This is a genomic window from Methylobacterium sp. Leaf112, assembly GCF_001423295.1.
GTDB lineage: Bacteria > Pseudomonadota > Alphaproteobacteria > Rhizobiales > Beijerinckiaceae > Methylobacterium.
On record NZ_LMNG01000006.1, the window covers coordinates 37886 to 53538 of the forward strand.

At 62.6% G+C, this 15653-nt stretch carries 17 protein-coding genes; 10 read left to right on the forward strand and 7 right to left on the reverse strand.

Annotated features, from left to right (window positions below; all coding sequences use genetic code 11):
* Positions 1-77 precede the first annotated feature (77 nt).
* From ASF52_RS04735 to ASF52_RS04750, 4 genes are all read right to left on the reverse strand, one after another.
* Complete coding sequence (locus ASF52_RS04735) at positions 78-797, reverse strand: hypothetical protein (protein WP_056168485.1); 720 nt, start codon at positions 795-797, stop codon at positions 78-80.
* A gap of 410 nt (positions 798-1207) precedes the next feature.
* Positions 1208-1426: a hypothetical protein gene (locus ASF52_RS04740; RefSeq protein ID WP_056168488.1), complete on the reverse strand. Its 219-nt coding sequence runs from the start codon at positions 1424-1426 to the stop codon at positions 1208-1210.
* Positions 1419-3461, reverse strand: coding sequence for an AAA family ATPase (locus tag ASF52_RS04745; protein ID WP_162241016.1), 2043 nt, complete (start codon positions 3459-3461; stop codon positions 1419-1421). The genes ASF52_RS04740 and ASF52_RS04745 overlap by 8 nt, the downstream gene beginning before the upstream one ends.
* A 154-nt stretch (positions 3462-3615) precedes the next feature.
* Complete coding sequence (locus ASF52_RS04750) at positions 3616-3942, reverse strand: hypothetical protein (RefSeq protein WP_056168503.1); 327 nt, start codon at positions 3940-3942, stop codon at positions 3616-3618.
* Positions 3943-4384: 442 nt separating this feature from the next.
* Here ASF52_RS04750 and ASF52_RS22845 point away from each other — a divergent pair, with 442 nt between their 5' ends.
* Complete coding sequence (locus ASF52_RS22845) at positions 4385-5080, forward strand: DNA-binding protein (RefSeq protein ID WP_162241017.1); 696 nt, start codon at positions 4385-4387, stop codon at positions 5078-5080.
* Positions 5081-5086: 6 nt separating this feature from the next.
* On the opposite strand, the gene ASF52_RS04760 is transcribed toward ASF52_RS22845, so the two are convergent.
* Positions 5087-5338 (reverse strand): hypothetical protein, encoded by a 252-nt coding sequence (locus ASF52_RS04760; protein ID WP_056168508.1) that lies wholly within the window; start codon positions 5336-5338, stop codon positions 5087-5089.
* Positions 5339-5934: 596 nt separating this feature from the next.
* Between ASF52_RS04760 and ASF52_RS04765 the strand changes: the two genes are divergently transcribed.
* The 7 genes from ASF52_RS04765 to ASF52_RS21870 all read left to right on the forward strand — a co-directional run bounded on the left by ASF52_RS04765 (position 5935) and on the right by ASF52_RS21870 (position 11550).
* Positions 5935-6384 carry an Rrf2 family transcriptional regulator gene (locus ASF52_RS04765; protein WP_056168509.1) on the forward strand — a complete coding sequence of 150 codons (450 nt, stop codon included), beginning with the start codon at positions 5935-5937 and terminating at the stop codon, positions 6382-6384.
* A gap of 165 nt (positions 6385-6549) precedes the next feature.
* Positions 6550-7338, forward strand: a complete 789-nt coding sequence (locus tag ASF52_RS04770; RefSeq protein ID WP_200937382.1) for a nuclear transport factor 2 family protein — start codon at positions 6550-6552, stop codon at positions 7336-7338.
* Positions 7339-7505: 167 nt separating this feature from the next.
* The gene (locus tag ASF52_RS04775; protein ID WP_082515193.1) at positions 7506-8036 is read left to right on the forward strand and encodes a DUF2867 domain-containing protein; all 531 of its coding nucleotides are present in this window, start codon (positions 7506-7508) and stop codon (positions 8034-8036) included.
* Between the two features lie 98 nt (positions 8037-8134).
* Complete coding sequence (locus ASF52_RS04780; RefSeq protein ID WP_082515194.1) at positions 8135-8596, forward strand: nuclear transport factor 2 family protein; 462 nt, start codon at positions 8135-8137, stop codon at positions 8594-8596.
* A gap of 453 nt (positions 8597-9049) precedes the next feature.
* Positions 9050-9982: an NAD(P)-dependent alcohol dehydrogenase gene (locus ASF52_RS04785; RefSeq protein WP_056168518.1), complete on the forward strand. Its 933-nt coding sequence runs from the start codon at positions 9050-9052 to the stop codon at positions 9980-9982.
* A gap of 45 nt (positions 9983-10027) precedes the next feature.
* The gene (locus ASF52_RS04790) at positions 10028-10756 is read left to right on the forward strand and encodes a helix-turn-helix transcriptional regulator (protein ID WP_056168521.1); all 729 of its coding nucleotides are present in this window, start codon (positions 10028-10030) and stop codon (positions 10754-10756) included.
* A gap of 125 nt (positions 10757-10881) precedes the next feature.
* Positions 10882-11550, forward strand: coding sequence for a TIGR02453 family protein (locus ASF52_RS21870; RefSeq protein WP_082515195.1), 669 nt, complete (start codon positions 10882-10884; stop codon positions 11548-11550).
* Between the two features lie 83 nt (positions 11551-11633).
* On the opposite strand, the gene ASF52_RS04795 is transcribed toward ASF52_RS21870, so the two are convergent.
* Together ASF52_RS04795 and ASF52_RS04800 are read right to left on the reverse strand one after the other, a co-directional pair.
* On the reverse strand, positions 11634-12335 hold the full coding sequence (locus ASF52_RS04795; protein ID WP_056168523.1) for a hypothetical protein: 702 nt from the start codon (positions 12333-12335) through the stop codon (positions 11634-11636).
* Entirely contained in the window at positions 12332-13441 is a 1110-nt protein-coding gene (locus tag ASF52_RS04800; protein WP_056168525.1) for a ComEC/Rec2 family competence protein, read from the reverse strand. The genes ASF52_RS04795 and ASF52_RS04800 overlap by 4 nt, the downstream gene beginning before the upstream one ends.
* Before the next feature lie 250 nt (positions 13442-13691).
* On the opposite strand from ASF52_RS04800, the gene ASF52_RS04805 reads away from it, so the two are divergent.
* Positions 13692-14570 carry an AbiTii domain-containing protein gene (locus tag ASF52_RS04805; protein WP_156629968.1) on the forward strand — a complete coding sequence of 293 codons (879 nt, stop codon included), beginning with the start codon at positions 13692-13694 and terminating at the stop codon, positions 14568-14570.
* A 332-nt stretch (positions 14571-14902) separates the two neighbouring features.
* Positions 14903-15652, forward strand: a complete 750-nt coding sequence (locus tag ASF52_RS04810; RefSeq protein ID WP_056168533.1) for a DUF5131 family protein — start codon at positions 14903-14905, stop codon at positions 15650-15652.
* Position 15653: the final 1 nt, after the last annotated feature.

Genomic DNA, 15653 nt, shown 5'->3' on the forward strand with positions numbered 1-15653 from the left:
GTCCGATCCGCCGGCGGGAAGATGACGGTGGTGGTCATCTTCCCGCGCGCAGCTGTCGGCCCGATTAAGGGGGATGGTTACTGTTCTCGGACGTCGACGCCCGAGACCCGGTTCTCCAGCGGGAGATCGAGGTCGAGCCACTTCCCGGGCGGGTTCATCAGGATGCCCGACTGCAGGAGCGCCACCGCCGCCCGGACCCCGGGTTGGCCGAGGCCGGTCGCCGTGGCGACCTCCCGGAGCGTTGTGACCGGACCGAGCCTTCGGAGCGCCTTGCGGACGGCGTCCTTTCCGGCGTGGTCATGGTCCCGGCCGCAGTCGATGATCTCCCGGCCGTTGAGCACCGCGTAGGGGTCGAGGGTCTCGTAGGTGACGGCGCGGTAATCGTGGGCGATCCTGTTCCCGTGCTGGGCGCAGATCGTCTTGACGATTTGGACCGTGTCGTCCCGATGGAGGCCATCGGTGGTTTGTCTGACTGCTACGATCTCTCGGATGCCGTCCGCCCACTCGACCTCGACGTCGAAGGTGTAGTGGTGCGTACCGTCGGCGAGTTCGTACTGCACCTTCCGCTGCTCACGGATGCGGACCACGTTGGGGAGCGAGATCAGCACGGTCAGGAGCGCGCGTTCAGGCTCGCTCTCGTGGGTGTGCTCGAACCCGCGGAACGGGTCGCCGATGGTCCCGACCGAGGGCCCGCCCCACTTCGGTGCGGGATGGCGGTCCGGATCGGTATCGGACCAATCGAAGCCGATGAGCCCGGTGGCCGCTTGCGCGACGTACCCGGTCTCTCCCTTTGGCAAGGGTCAGCCTGTCACCCTTTTGTGGCGAGGCTCGTCCCGCCGATGACCAGGGCGCCACAGGCTTGGCGGCGTGACAGGAGAATGCTTTGGCGTGAGGGCATGGTAACCTCCTGGGGAACAAGCGTGACACCGCGCCCCGTGTACGGGCGGGCCTTCGGGGTGATCGCGAAGGGTCGGGCGCCCTGGGGCGCTCCGGGTCAGTTCCGGTGGGGAGGTATCGCCATCGAGTGGGCACCGCCGGACCGGAGGGAGGTGGTTATTATGTCGAGTATGATGACCTCCTTCGGTTGGGGCCTGGTCGTGGCCGGTGGGCGGTCTTGTGGGCGGATGGTCAGGATGCCACCGCGCGCCTGACCACAGGTTAACGATCTTCCTGGCCCCAGCATTGCCTGTGGACGAAAGCCCAGGGATTACTCCCGAGCGGGAGCGGTATTCCCCGGAAAGGCGACGACGTTGCCGTCGGCTCGCCGGACCATCCGTCGTTCGAGGACGATCTCCCACCCTGTGTCGACCTCGACGCCGATGGCACCGAGCATGTCCTCCATGTCGGCCGGGTCCAGCAGCCGGCCGAGGGACACCAGGGCGGTGACGATCTGGCCGATGCGGGCATCCTGATCCCGATCAGACATGGACCCCTCCCGTGCCGGCCTTGCGAGCCCCCTTGGCGGTGGCCGGCGGCGAGCCCGCGATCATCGCTCGGACCTCGTCCCCGCCCATCACGCGGCGTTCGACCAGGCGGTGCGCGATCCGGTCGATGAGGTCGGTGCTCCGGCTGACCAGGTCGCGGCTGATTTCGTACAAACGGGCGAGGTCGTCTTCGCAAGTACGCCTGAAAACAGGATCAGTCCTGATGAGGGATACAGCCGTTGCCTGATCCCCTCTGTAGAGAAGGCTCGTCCCGAGCCCCCAGCTCGCGTGCTTTCCTGCGACGAGGGCGGTGGCATAGGCGAGGTCCGAGCCCGAACCGCCGGCCGAGCCCGACGTGACGGTGTCCCAGAGATGATCGGCGGCGCGACCGGCCAGGACGCTGACGACAAGATCATCGAGCTTGTCCGCCGACATCTTGGACGTATCCCCCAAGCGGCTCGTCGTGCGGCCTGCGAAGCTGCCCTGGGCGACGATGGACACCATCGAGACTTCAGCCAGTCCCTTGATCGTCAGGACGGCTGCATGGCTAGCCTCATGACGTGCCACCGCGAGAAGCTCGGCTGGCGAGCGCGTCTCGGGGGGAACGAGGCGACCGATGAGGTCCGACAACACCATCGGACGCTTGGCCGCCATGGCGACCATGCGGGCGCTTGAAGCCCATCCGGCGATGTCGGCACCGGTCGCGCCAGCGCCGATGGCCGCGATAGGTCCCAGGTCCTGGTCCATCAGATCTCCGGCGAGGTGCTGGCGGAGGATGCCCTCGATTGCGGCCTCGTCCGGCAGATCGATCCGCACGATGCGGTCGAGGCGGCCAGGGCGGGTCAGGGCAGGATCGAGCCTGTCCGGGAAATTGGTGGCTCCGATGATGATCAGCTTGGACGCTGGGCTCGAAACGGCGCCGTCCAGGGTCATCAACACGTGATTGACGACGGTAACCCAGTAATCACGATGTCGACTATCGCATTGATCCCTGCAAGGAAGACTATCGAGTTCGTCAATCAATAGAACTCCGCCGTTTTGAGATGCTTCTAAGAACACCTCATCAACCTTACGGCAGATGTCGTTGAGGTACCCATTGGTCTGGGCGAACCAAGAGGAGACGCTGGTCACCGTTAGGTTGACGCCCAAGGACTTGGCAAAACTTCGAGCGTAAGTAGTCTTACCTGTTCCGGGCGGCCCCGCAAGCACGATGTTCTTGCCTTCGATTGATGTCCACGTCCGCTCGCCGCGCCGATAAGCTTCGATGGCGTCGATCAGTGCCAGGCCGTGCGTCTGGGCAGCGCCGTAGCCGACCGTGTCCCTCAACAGAGGAACGGCCTTGAGGTCGGGGGCGGATGTCCTCTTCGAGGCAGACGCCGCGTTGAGCCGTCGAACGCAATCGCGCGGCCTGCTGCCCCTGCGGATGCAGGCCGCGATCTCGTTGAAGCCCAAGCCCCGGATGAGGTCGGCGGGCAAGGGCCCTGCACGGCGCCCGGTGACGAGCCGGATGGTTGCCCGGAGAGCCTTCGGGGTTGGCGGCTTCAGTTCGATGCGGAGGTCGGCAGCCGCGACGAGGGCTGCAGGCAGGTAGCGGTCAGGGGCTGTCGTTACGCCGACAACGCTACGTCCTGCCCCCAAAGCCGATGCAACACTGTCTCCCCCGACAGAGGCATTGTCGCTGATCTTCTTGGATCCATCTCGCTTAATTACCTCCGTCCAGGCCCTCAACGACGTCAGTGCGTGGGCGATGGGACCGATCCAGTCCGGCCCGGGAACGCTCACGACCAGGGCAAGGCTCGGGGGTGCCTGGATGCGGGCGAGGACCTTCGTCGGCAGCATCGCGTGCAACATGCTGATCGCGAGAACGGTGGAGACGCTCGCCGATCCCAACACCTCCTCCGGCGTGGGCGGCTTGCCTTGCTCATGGGAGGACTCGCCGTACACGGAATAGCCGTCGTCGTAGGCGTCCTTGAATTCCTGGCCCGTCATGCGGGTGAGGCGCTTCAGGGCCTGGGCGGGGGTCTTGTTCTTGCGCATGGTGGCAGCCTCCATCGACGGGCCGCCGCGCGCATCCATGTGCGCCGGTCAGGCCCCGGGGGGTGTCTCGGGTCGGGTATGGGGGCGGGGCCGCCGTTCGGCGGACCGGGTCGATATCAGTTTCATCGGTTGGCTCGCTGGTAGTTGGGCGGGGTCAGGATTCGGTCGGATCGCCGGGGTCCCACCCGTCGAAGTCGACTCGGCGGGCGCTCGCGGAAACCTTGATGCCGGGCCGAGCCGGCGCCATCCGCTCGCGCAGCCTCTCGGCGTGGCGCTCGGCTTCGACCAGCACGGCCTTGCCGAGGGCGACCAGGACGGCGGCGACGATCCGGGCATACGCCTGGGGCGGGAAGGTTTCGGCGGCCTGGGCCAGACGGCGGAAGATCTCGCCGATGTGGCGCGCACTATCGTCGGTGTCCAGCGGTGGCGCCGCGAAGGAGGCTCGGGGGGACGCAGCGATGGCGTCGACGTGATCGGTCATGGCGGCCTCTCGGGCCGCCGGACGCGCAAGCGTCGGTCAGGCCCCTGGGATGGTCCGGGAAGCGGGCGCGGTCCCGCCGGCGGGCGGGCGGCGTCTCGCTATGGTGTCGGGAAGGGGCACGTCTCGATCCGGGTGTGGGGCGGTTGCGCCGGGGAACGGATGGCGAACGGTTGCAGCTGGAATTCGACGGCGTCAACAGGCCTCGGTAGTTCCTGGCCGGTCGGTGGCCGACTTTCTCCGCGGGCGGTGGATCGCTGTGGAAGATACCCCCGTGTTTCGAGGAAATCCGGTCCGGGACCCGTGGCGGGCCAGGCTCGGGGCCGCGGATTCGCGACTCCGAGGGCAGCGGGCACCGGGACGCGCTTCCCCGTGCCTGCGTCCCAAGCTTTCGGAATCATTAACCACGTTGGCCTCATCCTCTTGTCGAGAGGAAGTGCGGGCGATGGCGGGCAAGGACGCGATCTACGAGGCGATGATCTACCGGGCGTGCGACAAGCTGCTCGCCGCCCGGAAGCGCGTGAGCCTGCGCAACCTGATCGCCGCGCTGCCGAACGGCGGCACCAACCGGATCGTCGGGCCGATCCTGCGCGAGTGGAAAGCGGACCGGGACTACCGGCCGCGGCTGGTGGTGAACGACCTGCCGGAGACGGTCCAGGGCGAGCTCGTGGCGTTCACGCGGGCTGTCGTCGAGGCCGCGCAGGCGAGCCAGGCGAAGCTCTTCGAGGACGACCGCAGGAAGCTGGAGGCCAGGCTCCGGGCCAACGACGAGCTCCGCGACGACGCCCTGACGGAATGCGATTTCCTACGGGAGGAGAACGTCCGGCTGGCGCGGGAGGCGGCCGAGGTGCTGAAGCTGCGGGCCGAGAACGAGCAGATGCGGAGGCGCCTGGACCGGATACGCGCGGAGGAGTTCTGGGATCGGGTCATGGCCGAGGTGGCGGAGATGATGCCGGTCGGCGGATCGCGGCCGCTGGACGAGATCCTGGCAGGCTTGAAGGACTCGATCCACCGTGGGGCTCGGCTGCACAAGGAGCCGCTCGACGAGGACACGCTGAAGAAGAAGATGATCGGCCGGTGGGAGCACGGGAAGTATTTCGAGAAGGCTCCGGACGGCACTCTGGTGCGCAAGGCCGGGTGAACGGACTCACATGTAGAAGCGGTACCGCGGGTCAGGCAGCGCTCCGGTGGGCACGTGCTTCAGGATCTCCCCGACCTGGCGGGCGGCACGCATGGTGATGGGCAGGCCGCCGTCGAACTGGGTGTTGTTCCAATTCATCTTCGTGAGCGCCAGGGTCTCGCGGAGGACCGTGTCCCATGACGGGGTGTCGAGGCGCTGGGCCCGCATCATCAGGGGGTTGGGCACGTACTTGCCCGGGTAGGTCCGGAAGAAGTCCACGCTTGTAGAGGATCGAGGCGTCGTCATCGAGGCGCAATGCCGTGCCGCGGAGCGGAGGGTAGACGCCCGGACGCACCAGTTTCACCATCGACTTGCGGGGGAGCCAGATGAAGTCGGCCGTCAGCCACCATGCGCACCTGACCTGGCCCCACGGCTGGCACGGCGACCTTCACGTCTACGGACATTCCCACGGCAGCATCCCGGCTACCCGTACAAGCCTCGACGTCGGCGTCGATTGCTGGGATTGGCCCCCGTTACCCTGAGCCGGATTATGGAAAGGCTGTCGGAGTCCCCCGCCATAGGGCCGCCGGCTTGAGGTCGCCTCGACCCCACACGGCCCTGGTCGGCTTGACGCCCCGAGCCTTCGCCAACCAAGCTGTCACAGCCCGAGACCTTGCATAGGTCGTGGACCACAAACGGGGTCAACCTCAGGTGCGCCAGGCACGCGGTAACAGGCGGACCACTTCAATGGGGGCGGACCACGTTTTCACACAGCCTCGGAGGAAAGCCGGCCCCGCAGCCTTGCATCGTGATAAGTGAGGGCTGCAACACCACTTACGGTGCCAGTTGAAAATCCGACCCACGGGCCTCGCCCTATGAACACTCGCTTCGCCGTCGCCACCCATATCCTCATCATCCTGCAAGCCCAGCAGGGGGTGCCCGCAAGCTCGGAGCTGATCGCATCGAGCGTCAACACCAATCCTTCCCTGATCCGTCGCCTGATGTCCCAGCTTGCCAAGGCCGGTCTTACGACATCTCAGATGGGAACGGGTGGTGGTGCCCTGCTGGCTCGACCGGGCGAAGAGATCACGTTGCTAGACGTGTATCAGTCGGTCGATGATGAAAGTTCCTTGTTCGGCATCCATGCCGACCCCAATCCGGCCTGTCCCATCGGGCGTCATATCCCACCGGTATTCAAGGCACACATGCAGGCGACGGAGCGGGCGCTGCTTGCGGAGCTTGCCCGCACCACGATTGCGAGCATGGCTGCCGAAGTAGCCATGAACGAAAATAACCTGAGGGCGGACGCCACCGAGACGGCCTGACAGTCCAGCGAATTCGCCGCGCCGCCCCTTTACAGGAGTCTGTGCGTGGATTAGGTACATACTAATATGTATCCATTTCTAATACATATTGCCGTCCGTTCATTCAATGCGGCGTCTGGATCTTGCCGCTTCTACAACCCTTGCCGCTCTGATGCTGCGGACATCATGGCCGCCCTCGCACAGGAGACGACCATGACCACAAGAAAACAGCAGGTTATCGCCTTGCTCGAAGCCGCATCGTCGGGTGCCTCAGACGCCATCTCCGTGATTAGTGCCGATGGTTACATCCAGCACAATCTCGCCGTCCCGGACGGCCTCTCCGGCTTCACCCAGATGCTTGCCGCCCTGCCTAAGGACTCGGTCAGGGTGGACATTGTGCGTATCTTCGAGGATGGCGACTTCGTAGTGGCGCACTGCAACTATGAATTCTTCGGCTCGAAGGTAGGTTTCGACATCTACCGCTTCGAATCTGGCAAGATCGTTGAGCACTGGGACAACTTGCAGGAAGTCGCAGGTCCCAACCCGAGCGGTCACACCATGACGGACGGTCAGACCGCGATCTCCGACCTCGACAAGACCGAGGCCAACAAGGCGCTCGTGAAAGCCTACGTCGACGACATCCTCGTCAACGGCCGAACGGAAAAATTTGCTGGTTACTTCGAGGGCGACAGCTACATCCAGCACAATCCCCAGATCGGTGACGGCCTGTCCGAGCTTGGCAAGGCGTTCGATTCCATGGCGAAAAACGGGCTCGCCATCAAGTATGACACCGTGCACCGTGTGTTGGGCCAGGGTAACTTCGTGCTCACCATGAGCGAGGGTACATTCGCCGGTCGGTCGACCGCTTTCTATGATCTGTTCCGCGTCGAGAACGGAAAGATTGCCGAGCACTGGGACGTGATCGAGGCCATCCGTGCCAAGTCTGAATGGAAAAACCAGAACGGTAAGTTCTGAGTAGCCGGGAGAGGCGTCCAATACACGCCTTTCACTGCAAAGACGGTAATCCATGCTGGTCGGTAGGGATCAATTTGCCGCACAGAGCCTCAACCACACCAAGACGATCCGAGCCGAGCGAGTGCTGCTGCGGTGGCGACAGGGCCTCACAAAGGTACTTCCAGAAAATGACTTATTCCCCGACCGTGACCGAGCAACCGCCCCCCGTCCAAAGCCGGTTAGCGGATTGGTACCGGGATGCAGACCTCGTCGACACCTTTTCCGCACCCCTTCGTAGCGGCTTGAACACCAACCTCCGCGCAATCGGAGAGGCAGTCCTCGGCCAACCTTTGCCGGGGCTAAAGACCCTGTTCTCGATCCGTGACGGCGTTACCCGTCGCCTCGGACTGAAGGCAGCCGAAAAGCCGCGCGGCTCGGATGATGGCAGCGATCATGTCGGCATTTTCCCGGTTTTGTCGATGCATGACGACGAGCTGATAGTGGGGAAGGATGACCGCCTCATGGATTTGCGCATCTCCTTGTTGGTCCAGAAGGGATCTGATGACTTCGACCGCGTGCTCGCGACCACGGTTGTTCGATGCCACAATCGTCGTGCGCGGGCTTACATTGCCGTGATCAGGCCCTTCCATCGTTTGCTGATCCGCTTGAGCCTTAGCCGGGCCGCCAGGGCTGACTTTGCGCTCGGGGCCACCGCTTAAGCTACGTTCCCGCATAGACTGGACTGCTCGTAACTTTTCGAGGGCGTTGTGCGGTAATCAAGGTGGCAGTTATTCAATCGCTTAGTAAGGAATAAACGATGACAGAACTTACCAGCCTACCGACCCCGCTGAAGATGCTTTTCGGTAGTATCTCGGCAAAGAACAGCCCGGAACACATTCGCTGGGCATTTCAGGAATATGGGGATCGGATGTCCAAGGGCGATGCGCAAGGCATCGTCGATCTGTTCGCGCCCGATGGCGTAATTTTTGACCCCGTGGGTTCCCAGGAACGACGTGGCAAGGAGCTGTTCGATTTCTTTCAAGGATCATTCGAGGCGATGGGCGGGTTCATCGAGATGCGTCTCGAAGGCGAGGTGCGCATCGCGGGCGACTATGGTGCTGCGGCTTTCGTGGCACGGATGACCATCGACGGCCAAGATATGATAGTCGAGACGCTGGACGTCATGAAATTCGATGAGAACGGCAAAATCGCTTCGACGCATAACTATTGGGGAGCAACCAATGTCAAGGCCGGCCGTAAACCGGAAAAACTGGCATAAAAACGTAGACTATTCACTTGATTTTCATTCGGCGCTTGAGGTTATGGCTAGATCAGTCTAACACATGCCAAAGCTTCAAGAGAGAAGTTTATTTGGCGCTCTTATCTCTCGCAGCGGGCATATTGACGCTGTCCGTCGTCAGATAATCTGTCGCCGCTGGAGGGAAAAGCTGCCGAATAGCCTTCTTTACGGCTGCGGCAGTCGTTCATAGTATGATCCATCCGATGCGTGTCGAACGACAGCATCCTGTCCGCTCTGATGCGTGGGATCTCAGGTCGGACGAGAGGCCCTTTCGTCGAGGTAACCTTCAATCTGAAAGCGGCTCTTCGCCGATGTCGGTGAATTGGATGCGGGCGGGAAAGCGACGGACGCAATCGCTGCTGACACAATCTGTCACTGAGCCGTTCTAGGTTGCCGGAACGCACCTTCCAGCAGCGAGACCTGGTCAATCCGATGAGACGCATCGAGTACGATAGATACGGCGGCCCGGAGGTCATGCGCCTTGCCTCCTTCGAACTGCCGGGTCTCAAGCCCGGCGAAGTGGCGGTCGACGTCCGTTTCGCGGCCCTGAACCCGGTCGACTGGAAGGTTCGCCGCGGTGACATGAAGCTCGTAACCGGCAAGCGTTTTCCGCGCGCCATGGGATGCGATTTCTCCGGCGTGGTTCTCGACGTCGGCGCGGGTGTGACGCGGGTCAAACCGGGAGATGCGGTCTTTGGCCTGACGAACATAAAAGCTTGCGGGGCGACGGCCGAAGCCGTCATCGCTCCGGATACCTTCCTGGCGAAGATGGCGGAGGGTGTTTCCTTTGAGGCCGCCGCGTGTCTCGGCACGCCTGGCGTCACCGCGTGGAACGGACTGGTCGACAAGGCGCGCCTGAAGGCCGGGCAGCACGTGTTCATCAACGGCTGCACCGGCGCGGTCGGCGAGGCGGCTGTTCAATTGGCGAGGATGCTGGGGGCCAAGGTCTCCGGGAGTTGCAGCGCCGAGTCGTTCCCACGCGCCCAGGCGATGGGCCTTCAGGACGTCTACGACTATCGCTCCACCGATCTCGCCAGGATCGGGCATCGCTACGATGTCGTCTACGACACCGCCGGAACGATGCGGATCGCGGTGGGGATGAGTTTACTAAGGAAGGGTGGAGTGTTCCTCGACATCGATCCGCAGCCCTTGAAATTCGTCAGGGCCTTGTTCGACCGGCGGCTGAAGCCGATCATCATCAATGCGAGGCCAGACATCCTCGACGCCCTGGCAAAGGCTTCGGGCGACGGGATTCTTCGACTGCCCGTTGCGGAGACCGTTCCGTTGTTTCAAGCCATCCCGTTGTTGACAGCTCTGGAACGTGGCCGAAAGCTTCCGGGCAAGGCGCTGGTTTCGTTCGGTTGAGCAGACCGTGCCGCTTCCCCGCGGCGATCATGACGGGCTAGCCCCATGACCAAAAGTCAACGCATCCTCGACCTTATGCAGATTTTGCGTCGACACCGGCATCCGGTTTCCGGCGCGGATCTGGCCATGGAAGCGGGAGTTTCACTGCGTACGATCTACCGTGACATCTCCGCGCTTCAAGCGCTCGGTGCCTCTATCGAAGGGGAGCGGGGTATAGGCTACGTCCTGAGACCTGGCTTCATGCTGCCTCCCCTCATGTTCTCGAACGAGGAGATCCAGGCCTTGGCGCTCGGCGCGCAATGGGTCTCGGAGCATACCGACCCGGGATTGGCGCTCGCCGCGGCCAATGTGCTCGCGAAGATCAGCGCGGTCCTTCCTGCGGACATGCGGGACGAACTGGAGAGCGATGCCTTTCACGTCTGCGGGAGGAAGGACGGCACCGAACCACCCGATCTGATGGTCCTGCGACAAGCAATTCGAGAGCAGCGCAAGGTAAGGATCACCTATGTCTCTACGGGAGAGAAGCGTCGCGAACACGTGATCTGGCCTATCGGATTGGGTTTCGACGAAGGTCGCCAAATGATCGGTGCCTTTTGCGAGGTACGGCAGGATTACCGGGTGTTTACCGCCGAGACAGTGTCGGCGGCGGAAATGTTGCCTGAACGTTATCCCGGGCGTCGCCATGAACATCTTAAAAAGTGGTGGTCTAAAGACCCAGCGCATTGCAATGCCGAAGCGGTCAATAACCTACGACTCGTCAGGTCTTCCGGATGATAATGCAACGTACACAAACTTCGAGAGACTAAATCCCTCTATTTGAGTTTGTGTGGCGTAATTTTTTCGAACTAAACTGCTCGCCACAATAATTCTTTCCTAAAAATCAGAAATAGGCCGTCATCATGTTGCAGCAGGATAGTTTCGATTTCTTGGCGCGCCTCAAAAATAACAATTCGACGCAATGGGCACATGATCAACAAGATGAGATGAATAGAACAAAAAATGATGTCACCGAATTCGCCGCATGCATCGTCGCAGAGGTATCTAAATTCGATGAGGCAATAGCAAAGAAACCTCCGAAGCCCGAGACATGCGTGACACGACTCAACCGGGACCTGCGTTTTGGAAAAGGGAAGGGTCCATACAAGACGGACTTCTATATCGTCGTGGGTCTACAGGGCATTCAGGGCCTTGCAGCCAGCTACGCTGTACACATTGAGCCCGGCAATTGTTTCGTCGGAGGTGGAGCGCCCAACCCTAAGGGTCCGGACTTACTGAATTACCGTAGAAAGGTTTCACATGGCTTCAAAGATTTTGAGCGCATCGTCACGAGTCACTCATTTGTGGAACTGTTCCCCAACGGAATACAGTCTCAAAGCGGCAAGTCACTGAAGCGCGGGCCGCTTCAATTCGAGCATGACGACCCGGCAATGGAATACTTGAAAAAAGATGGTTTTATAACGAGGGAGTTCTTGCCCGACGTTAGACTTACCAAATCGAGCGGCCTGAAAGAGATCGTCGATCTTCTCAAGGGCTCGAAGCCATTGATCGATTTCTTAAATCGCGCATAGCCTGCCTTTATCATAAAATCTTAATTGATGCATCAGGCGCTAGACGATTATACGGCACCGTTGTGCGTAAAGCCGGGTGAACGTCAGGTGGCTTTCTCGGGTTTCGGATCGCGCCTCGTCGTCGAGGCGGGCTGCCTGAGCGGCCTCGCCGCCTTCCTTGCGAGCACCGTGCATACGAAGCGCTCGCCGTAGGTGGACGCGGTGTGCCGGACGACCAGGAACTGCAGCAGCAGGCAGCCGAGATAGGCCATCAGGACCGTCGGCGGCTCGATTATGACGGCTGCGGCCGCACCCAGCCCGATCAGGCACAACGCCGCGAACCCCGTGTAGTCGCGGGTGAACAGGTACTCGCCATGGCTGTAGAGGACCGCCGGATCGTTCTCGCTGTCCTTGAAGAGGCGGTACCACATCCGGTTCTCGGCCACAGGGTCGGTCGGCCAGTCCTTGCCCAGCAGCTTCCTCAGGCCGTTGAGGTCGATGCGGGGATCGGAGGCGGCGAACACGCTGAAGGCGCGGTGGCCGGGCAATGCATGCTTCCAACGCAGGAAGACCAGCCGGGTCTTGGTGGGGTCGCTCAGCAGCCCGTTGGCGACGGTGGTGAGGATGAGGGCCAGCGACAGTGGGACGAGGCTCGTGGCGCCCGCGACCACGCCCTTGAGACCGACGGTGGAGACGGCCTGGTACTGCGAGAAGGCATAGAGGACGGCGACGTTCGCGGCGATGGTCGTCCAGAGCTTCGGCCGGTTCGCATCCTTCAGGGCCTTGGACGTGGACCCCTTGCTCACGTGTACTCCTCCACGCGGTCGAAGAACGGCACCTGACCGGCCGCGGTGTATCCGGGTCGGGCCGGGAATCCGCCCCAGTGCACCTTGGACACGCCCTGTGTGGCGATCACGTAGCCGCCGCGCCGGGTGAAGGCGTTGAGCACGATGTTGCGTGGATGCTTGCTGTCGTCGGCAGGGGCCGAAACGTAGGCGGAGAACCGCGTCGGGCCGTGCTGGGGCTGGATCGGGCCCAGGATGCGGTTCAGCATGGTCGGGCCGGAATTGCGGCGGCTGCCGTGATGGGGAACCTGCACCATTTGGAAGCCCTGGAGAGGAAGCCCCATCCGAACGGCTGCTTCCGCCGCCCATCCCAGCCCGCGATTGCCGGCATCCCCCGTCAGCAGGACCGGGCCGCCGTCGAACGAGCCGTACAGGACAACGCTCGACTCGTTGCTGGCGCTGGTGATGCCGCCGTCCCTGAGACGCTCCCTGTCCCAGGTTTCGGTCGTCCAGCTCTGCAGGGACGCCTTCACAGACTCGAACAGGCGGCTCGCCGGGCTGGCCTTGCCGATCCATAGGCCCTGTCGCTCGATGGCTGGCTGGTCGGGGTCCGGCGTCTTATCGAACTGGGGTAACAGGTGAAGGTAGGTCCATAGGTCCGGCGACAGAACGCGGAATGGTCCGATGTCACTGCCTGCGAATGCTGGGCGTATGGCGCACCCCTGTTCTGCGGCCAGGTCGTAGACGTCCGAGACGATATCGTACTCGCCCTTGATCCGACGGGTGAGGCTTTCGATGGTCGTCGCCTTGTTTGCAAACAACGGGAACGCTTCCTCGGCATGGAGCCAGAGGGCGTGCATCCATAGATTTCGAACCGGGATCCGCTCGAAGACCGTGCGTAAGCCGGAAGCGTGGTCGCCGTCGGCATGGGTCAGGACAACGTGCTCCAGGACCGGGCTGGGACCGAAGAACCGCCTGAGGTGGGCGACGATCTGCTCGCCGGTCTTGGCATGCCCGCCGTCGACCAGCATCAGCTTGTAATCGTAGGGCTCGCCGTACCGGATGACGATGGCGTCACCGGCCTTCGACGCATCGCCGACCGGCAGGAACTCGATCTCGCACTTCATCGGCTATCCCCGACGACCGTCGACCGCTCGATGCCTCGGTTCGAAAGCTTTTCGCGCAAAGTCTTCGGCCGATGGCAACCTCAGCCGACAATTGCAAGTTAAGGTTTCTGGGCTCGTTTTGTTCCTCAAGCTTGCCTCGTGACCGAGCCCTTGGAGGCGTGCAAACATGGTCGCCCTGCCACGGCTCATCCGCGGTCGCGCCCTACGCCGCGATCCGGCGACGTCCTCCCAATGCGAAGGTGCCGCGAGCGTGCATCAGTCGATCATCCTGAAGGTCCAGGCGGAGGCCCAGGACCGCAACGTTCCGCTGGCGAGCATCCTGAGCCGTGCGCGGATCGCGGCGAGACGACTGTCGCTGCCCGGCGTGCCGGATTGGCTGGAGAAGGAGACGGACGGCTATGGGGCGGACGACGAGTTGCCGCCCTACCGCATCGTCGAGTGCTGGCACGAGTTCCGCAACCCCATGCGTGGATGGTGCCCCATCGTCCACGAGGGCGCCCAGCCGGTCGTAGGCCTCTTCCAATCGGTCTACGAGTTGGAAGAGCTGCTCCACGGTGCGTCCTCCGGGTATCTCACGGCGGCACGTGGGCCGGTGCGGATGGATGCCTACGGAAGCGCACTCACGTTTCCCACCCGGTATCGATTCACCTCGATGGAGGTCTCGCGTGCGCTGGGAATGGTGCGTCGGCTGATCCTCGACTGGACGATTGCCCTAGAGAGCGCCGGCGTCCTCGGCGACGGTACCATGTTCACCGCATCGGAACGGACGGAGGCATACAGCGTGACCCAGAACTTCATCGCCCAGAACCAGTCCATCGGCGTCGCCGGCAACGTCTCCGGCGGCACGAACACGATTGCCGCGAACCAGACGTCCGACGGCGGCATGGACGTCCGGAAGGTCCGGGATTTCCTGGCCGAGACGAGCGGCCTGATCGCACATCTCCCGTCTGCGGTCAGGGACGAGATGCGCGAGGTCGTCGCGGAGGCGCAGGCCGAGGCGGGCAAAGCGAACCCCGACGGAAAGAAGGTTGGAAAGGCGCTCGCGGTCATCAAGGACTTGGGCATGCGCGCCGGCGGTGGCGTCATCGCAAGCGGCATCGTCTCCGGTGTCGGCGTCCTCCTCTCCTGAAGGAGCCACGTTCCGAGCGGCGCACCATCAAGACTGCCCTTACCTACGTTGGACCGTACTCGGTCGTCGGGCGGGCAAGCGATAGCCAAGCCTTCAACGTGCTGAGACCGTGCGCCATTGCGATCAGCCCGCGAACGGGGCGCGCCGGTTCGAAATGACGTATCGCCTCCTGGAGGATCGTGACCTCGGACGCTCGGTCCGTGAGGACAGTGAGGCGCTGCCACTGGCGTCGGTCACGGAGTGGAGGGCTTATTCCGAGGTCTGGTGCAAGGCATCCCGCTCGGCCAAGCTGACCGTTGCCACATCCCTCCATAGGTTCTATTTTTGTTCACATGGCCCAGAATTCGGCGATAGAGTGGACCGAGGCGACTTGGAACCCGGTGACGGGCTGCACCAAGATTAGCGCCGGCTGCGACAACTGTTATGCCGCGAGGTTCTCGGAGCGCTTCCGGGGCGTCCCGGATCATCCATTCGAGTCGGGTTTCGACCTGACCCTCCGCCCGAACCGTCTCGAACAGCCGCTCACATGGCGGCGTCCGAGGATGATCTTCGTGAATTCGATGAGCGACCTGTTCCACAAGGACGTTCCGGTCTCGTTCGTGGACCGTGTCTTCGACACCATGGAGCGGGCCGACTGGCATGAGTTCCAGATACTGACGAAGCGCAGTTCGCTGATGCGCGACTACGTCAACGCCCGTTATCGAGACGGACCAGTGCCACCTCACATCTGGCTCGGCGTGTCCGTCGAGGACGGCAGCAAGAAGTCTCGGGTCACTCACCTCTCGAAGACAAACGCATCCGTGCGTTTCCTGTCGGTCGAGCCCTTGTTAGGCCCCGTCGGCAGTTTAAATCTGAACGGCTTGCATTGGGTCATTGTGGGCGGCGAAAGCGGGCCTGGCGCCCGCCCCATGGAGAGATCCTGGGTCGTCGACCTCCTGGAACAGTGCACGCGTGCCGACGTCCCGTTCTTTTTCAAGCAATGGGGCGGCCGTTCGCCGAAAACCGGTGGCCGGCTGCTGGATGGACGGGAGCACAATGGATGGCCGAGGAGTGCGCGCGCGGCGCTGTCCGCCGTGGCGTAGG

Bases quoted from the DNA above. Each gene is read 5' to 3' on its own strand.
- ASF52_RS21870 (WP_082515195.1), top strand. From the start codon at position 10,882: ATGTTGCAGCAGGATAGTTTCGATTTCTTGGCGCGCCTCAAAAATAAC.
- ASF52_RS04750 (WP_056168503.1), bottom strand. From the start codon at position 3,942: ATGACCGATCACGTCGACGCCATCGCTGCGTCCCCCCGAGCCTCCTTC.
- ASF52_RS04745 (WP_162241016.1), bottom strand. From the start codon at position 3,461: ATGCGCAAGAACAAGACCCCCGCCCAGGCCCTGAAGCGCCTCACCCGC.
- ASF52_RS04770 (WP_200937382.1), top strand. From the start codon at position 6,550: ATGGCCGCCCTCGCACAGGAGACGACCATGACCACAAGAAAACAGCAG.
- ASF52_RS22845 (WP_162241017.1), top strand. From the start codon at position 4,385: ATGGCGGGCAAGGACGCGATCTACGAGGCGATGATCTACCGGGCGTGC.
- ASF52_RS04780 (WP_082515194.1), top strand. From the start codon at position 8,135: ATGACAGAACTTACCAGCCTACCGACCCCGCTGAAGATGCTTTTCGGT.
- ASF52_RS04775 (WP_082515193.1), top strand. From the start codon at position 7,506: ATGACTTATTCCCCGACCGTGACCGAGCAACCGCCCCCCGTCCAAAGC.
- ASF52_RS04740 (WP_056168488.1), bottom strand. From the start codon at position 1,426: ATGTCTGATCGGGATCAGGATGCCCGCATCGGCCAGATCGTCACCGCC.
- ASF52_RS04810 (WP_056168533.1), top strand. From the start codon at position 14,903: ATGGCCCAGAATTCGGCGATAGAGTGGACCGAGGCGACTTGGAACCCG.
- ASF52_RS04790 (WP_056168521.1), top strand. From the start codon at position 10,028: ATGACCAAAAGTCAACGCATCCTCGACCTTATGCAGATTTTGCGTCGA.
- ASF52_RS04785 (WP_056168518.1), top strand. From the start codon at position 9,050: ATGAGACGCATCGAGTACGATAGATACGGCGGCCCGGAGGTCATGCGC.
- ASF52_RS04800 (WP_056168525.1), bottom strand. From the start codon at position 13,441: ATGAAGTGCGAGATCGAGTTCCTGCCGGTCGGCGATGCGTCGAAGGCC.
- ASF52_RS04765 (WP_056168509.1), top strand. From the start codon at position 5,935: ATGAACACTCGCTTCGCCGTCGCCACCCATATCCTCATCATCCTGCAA.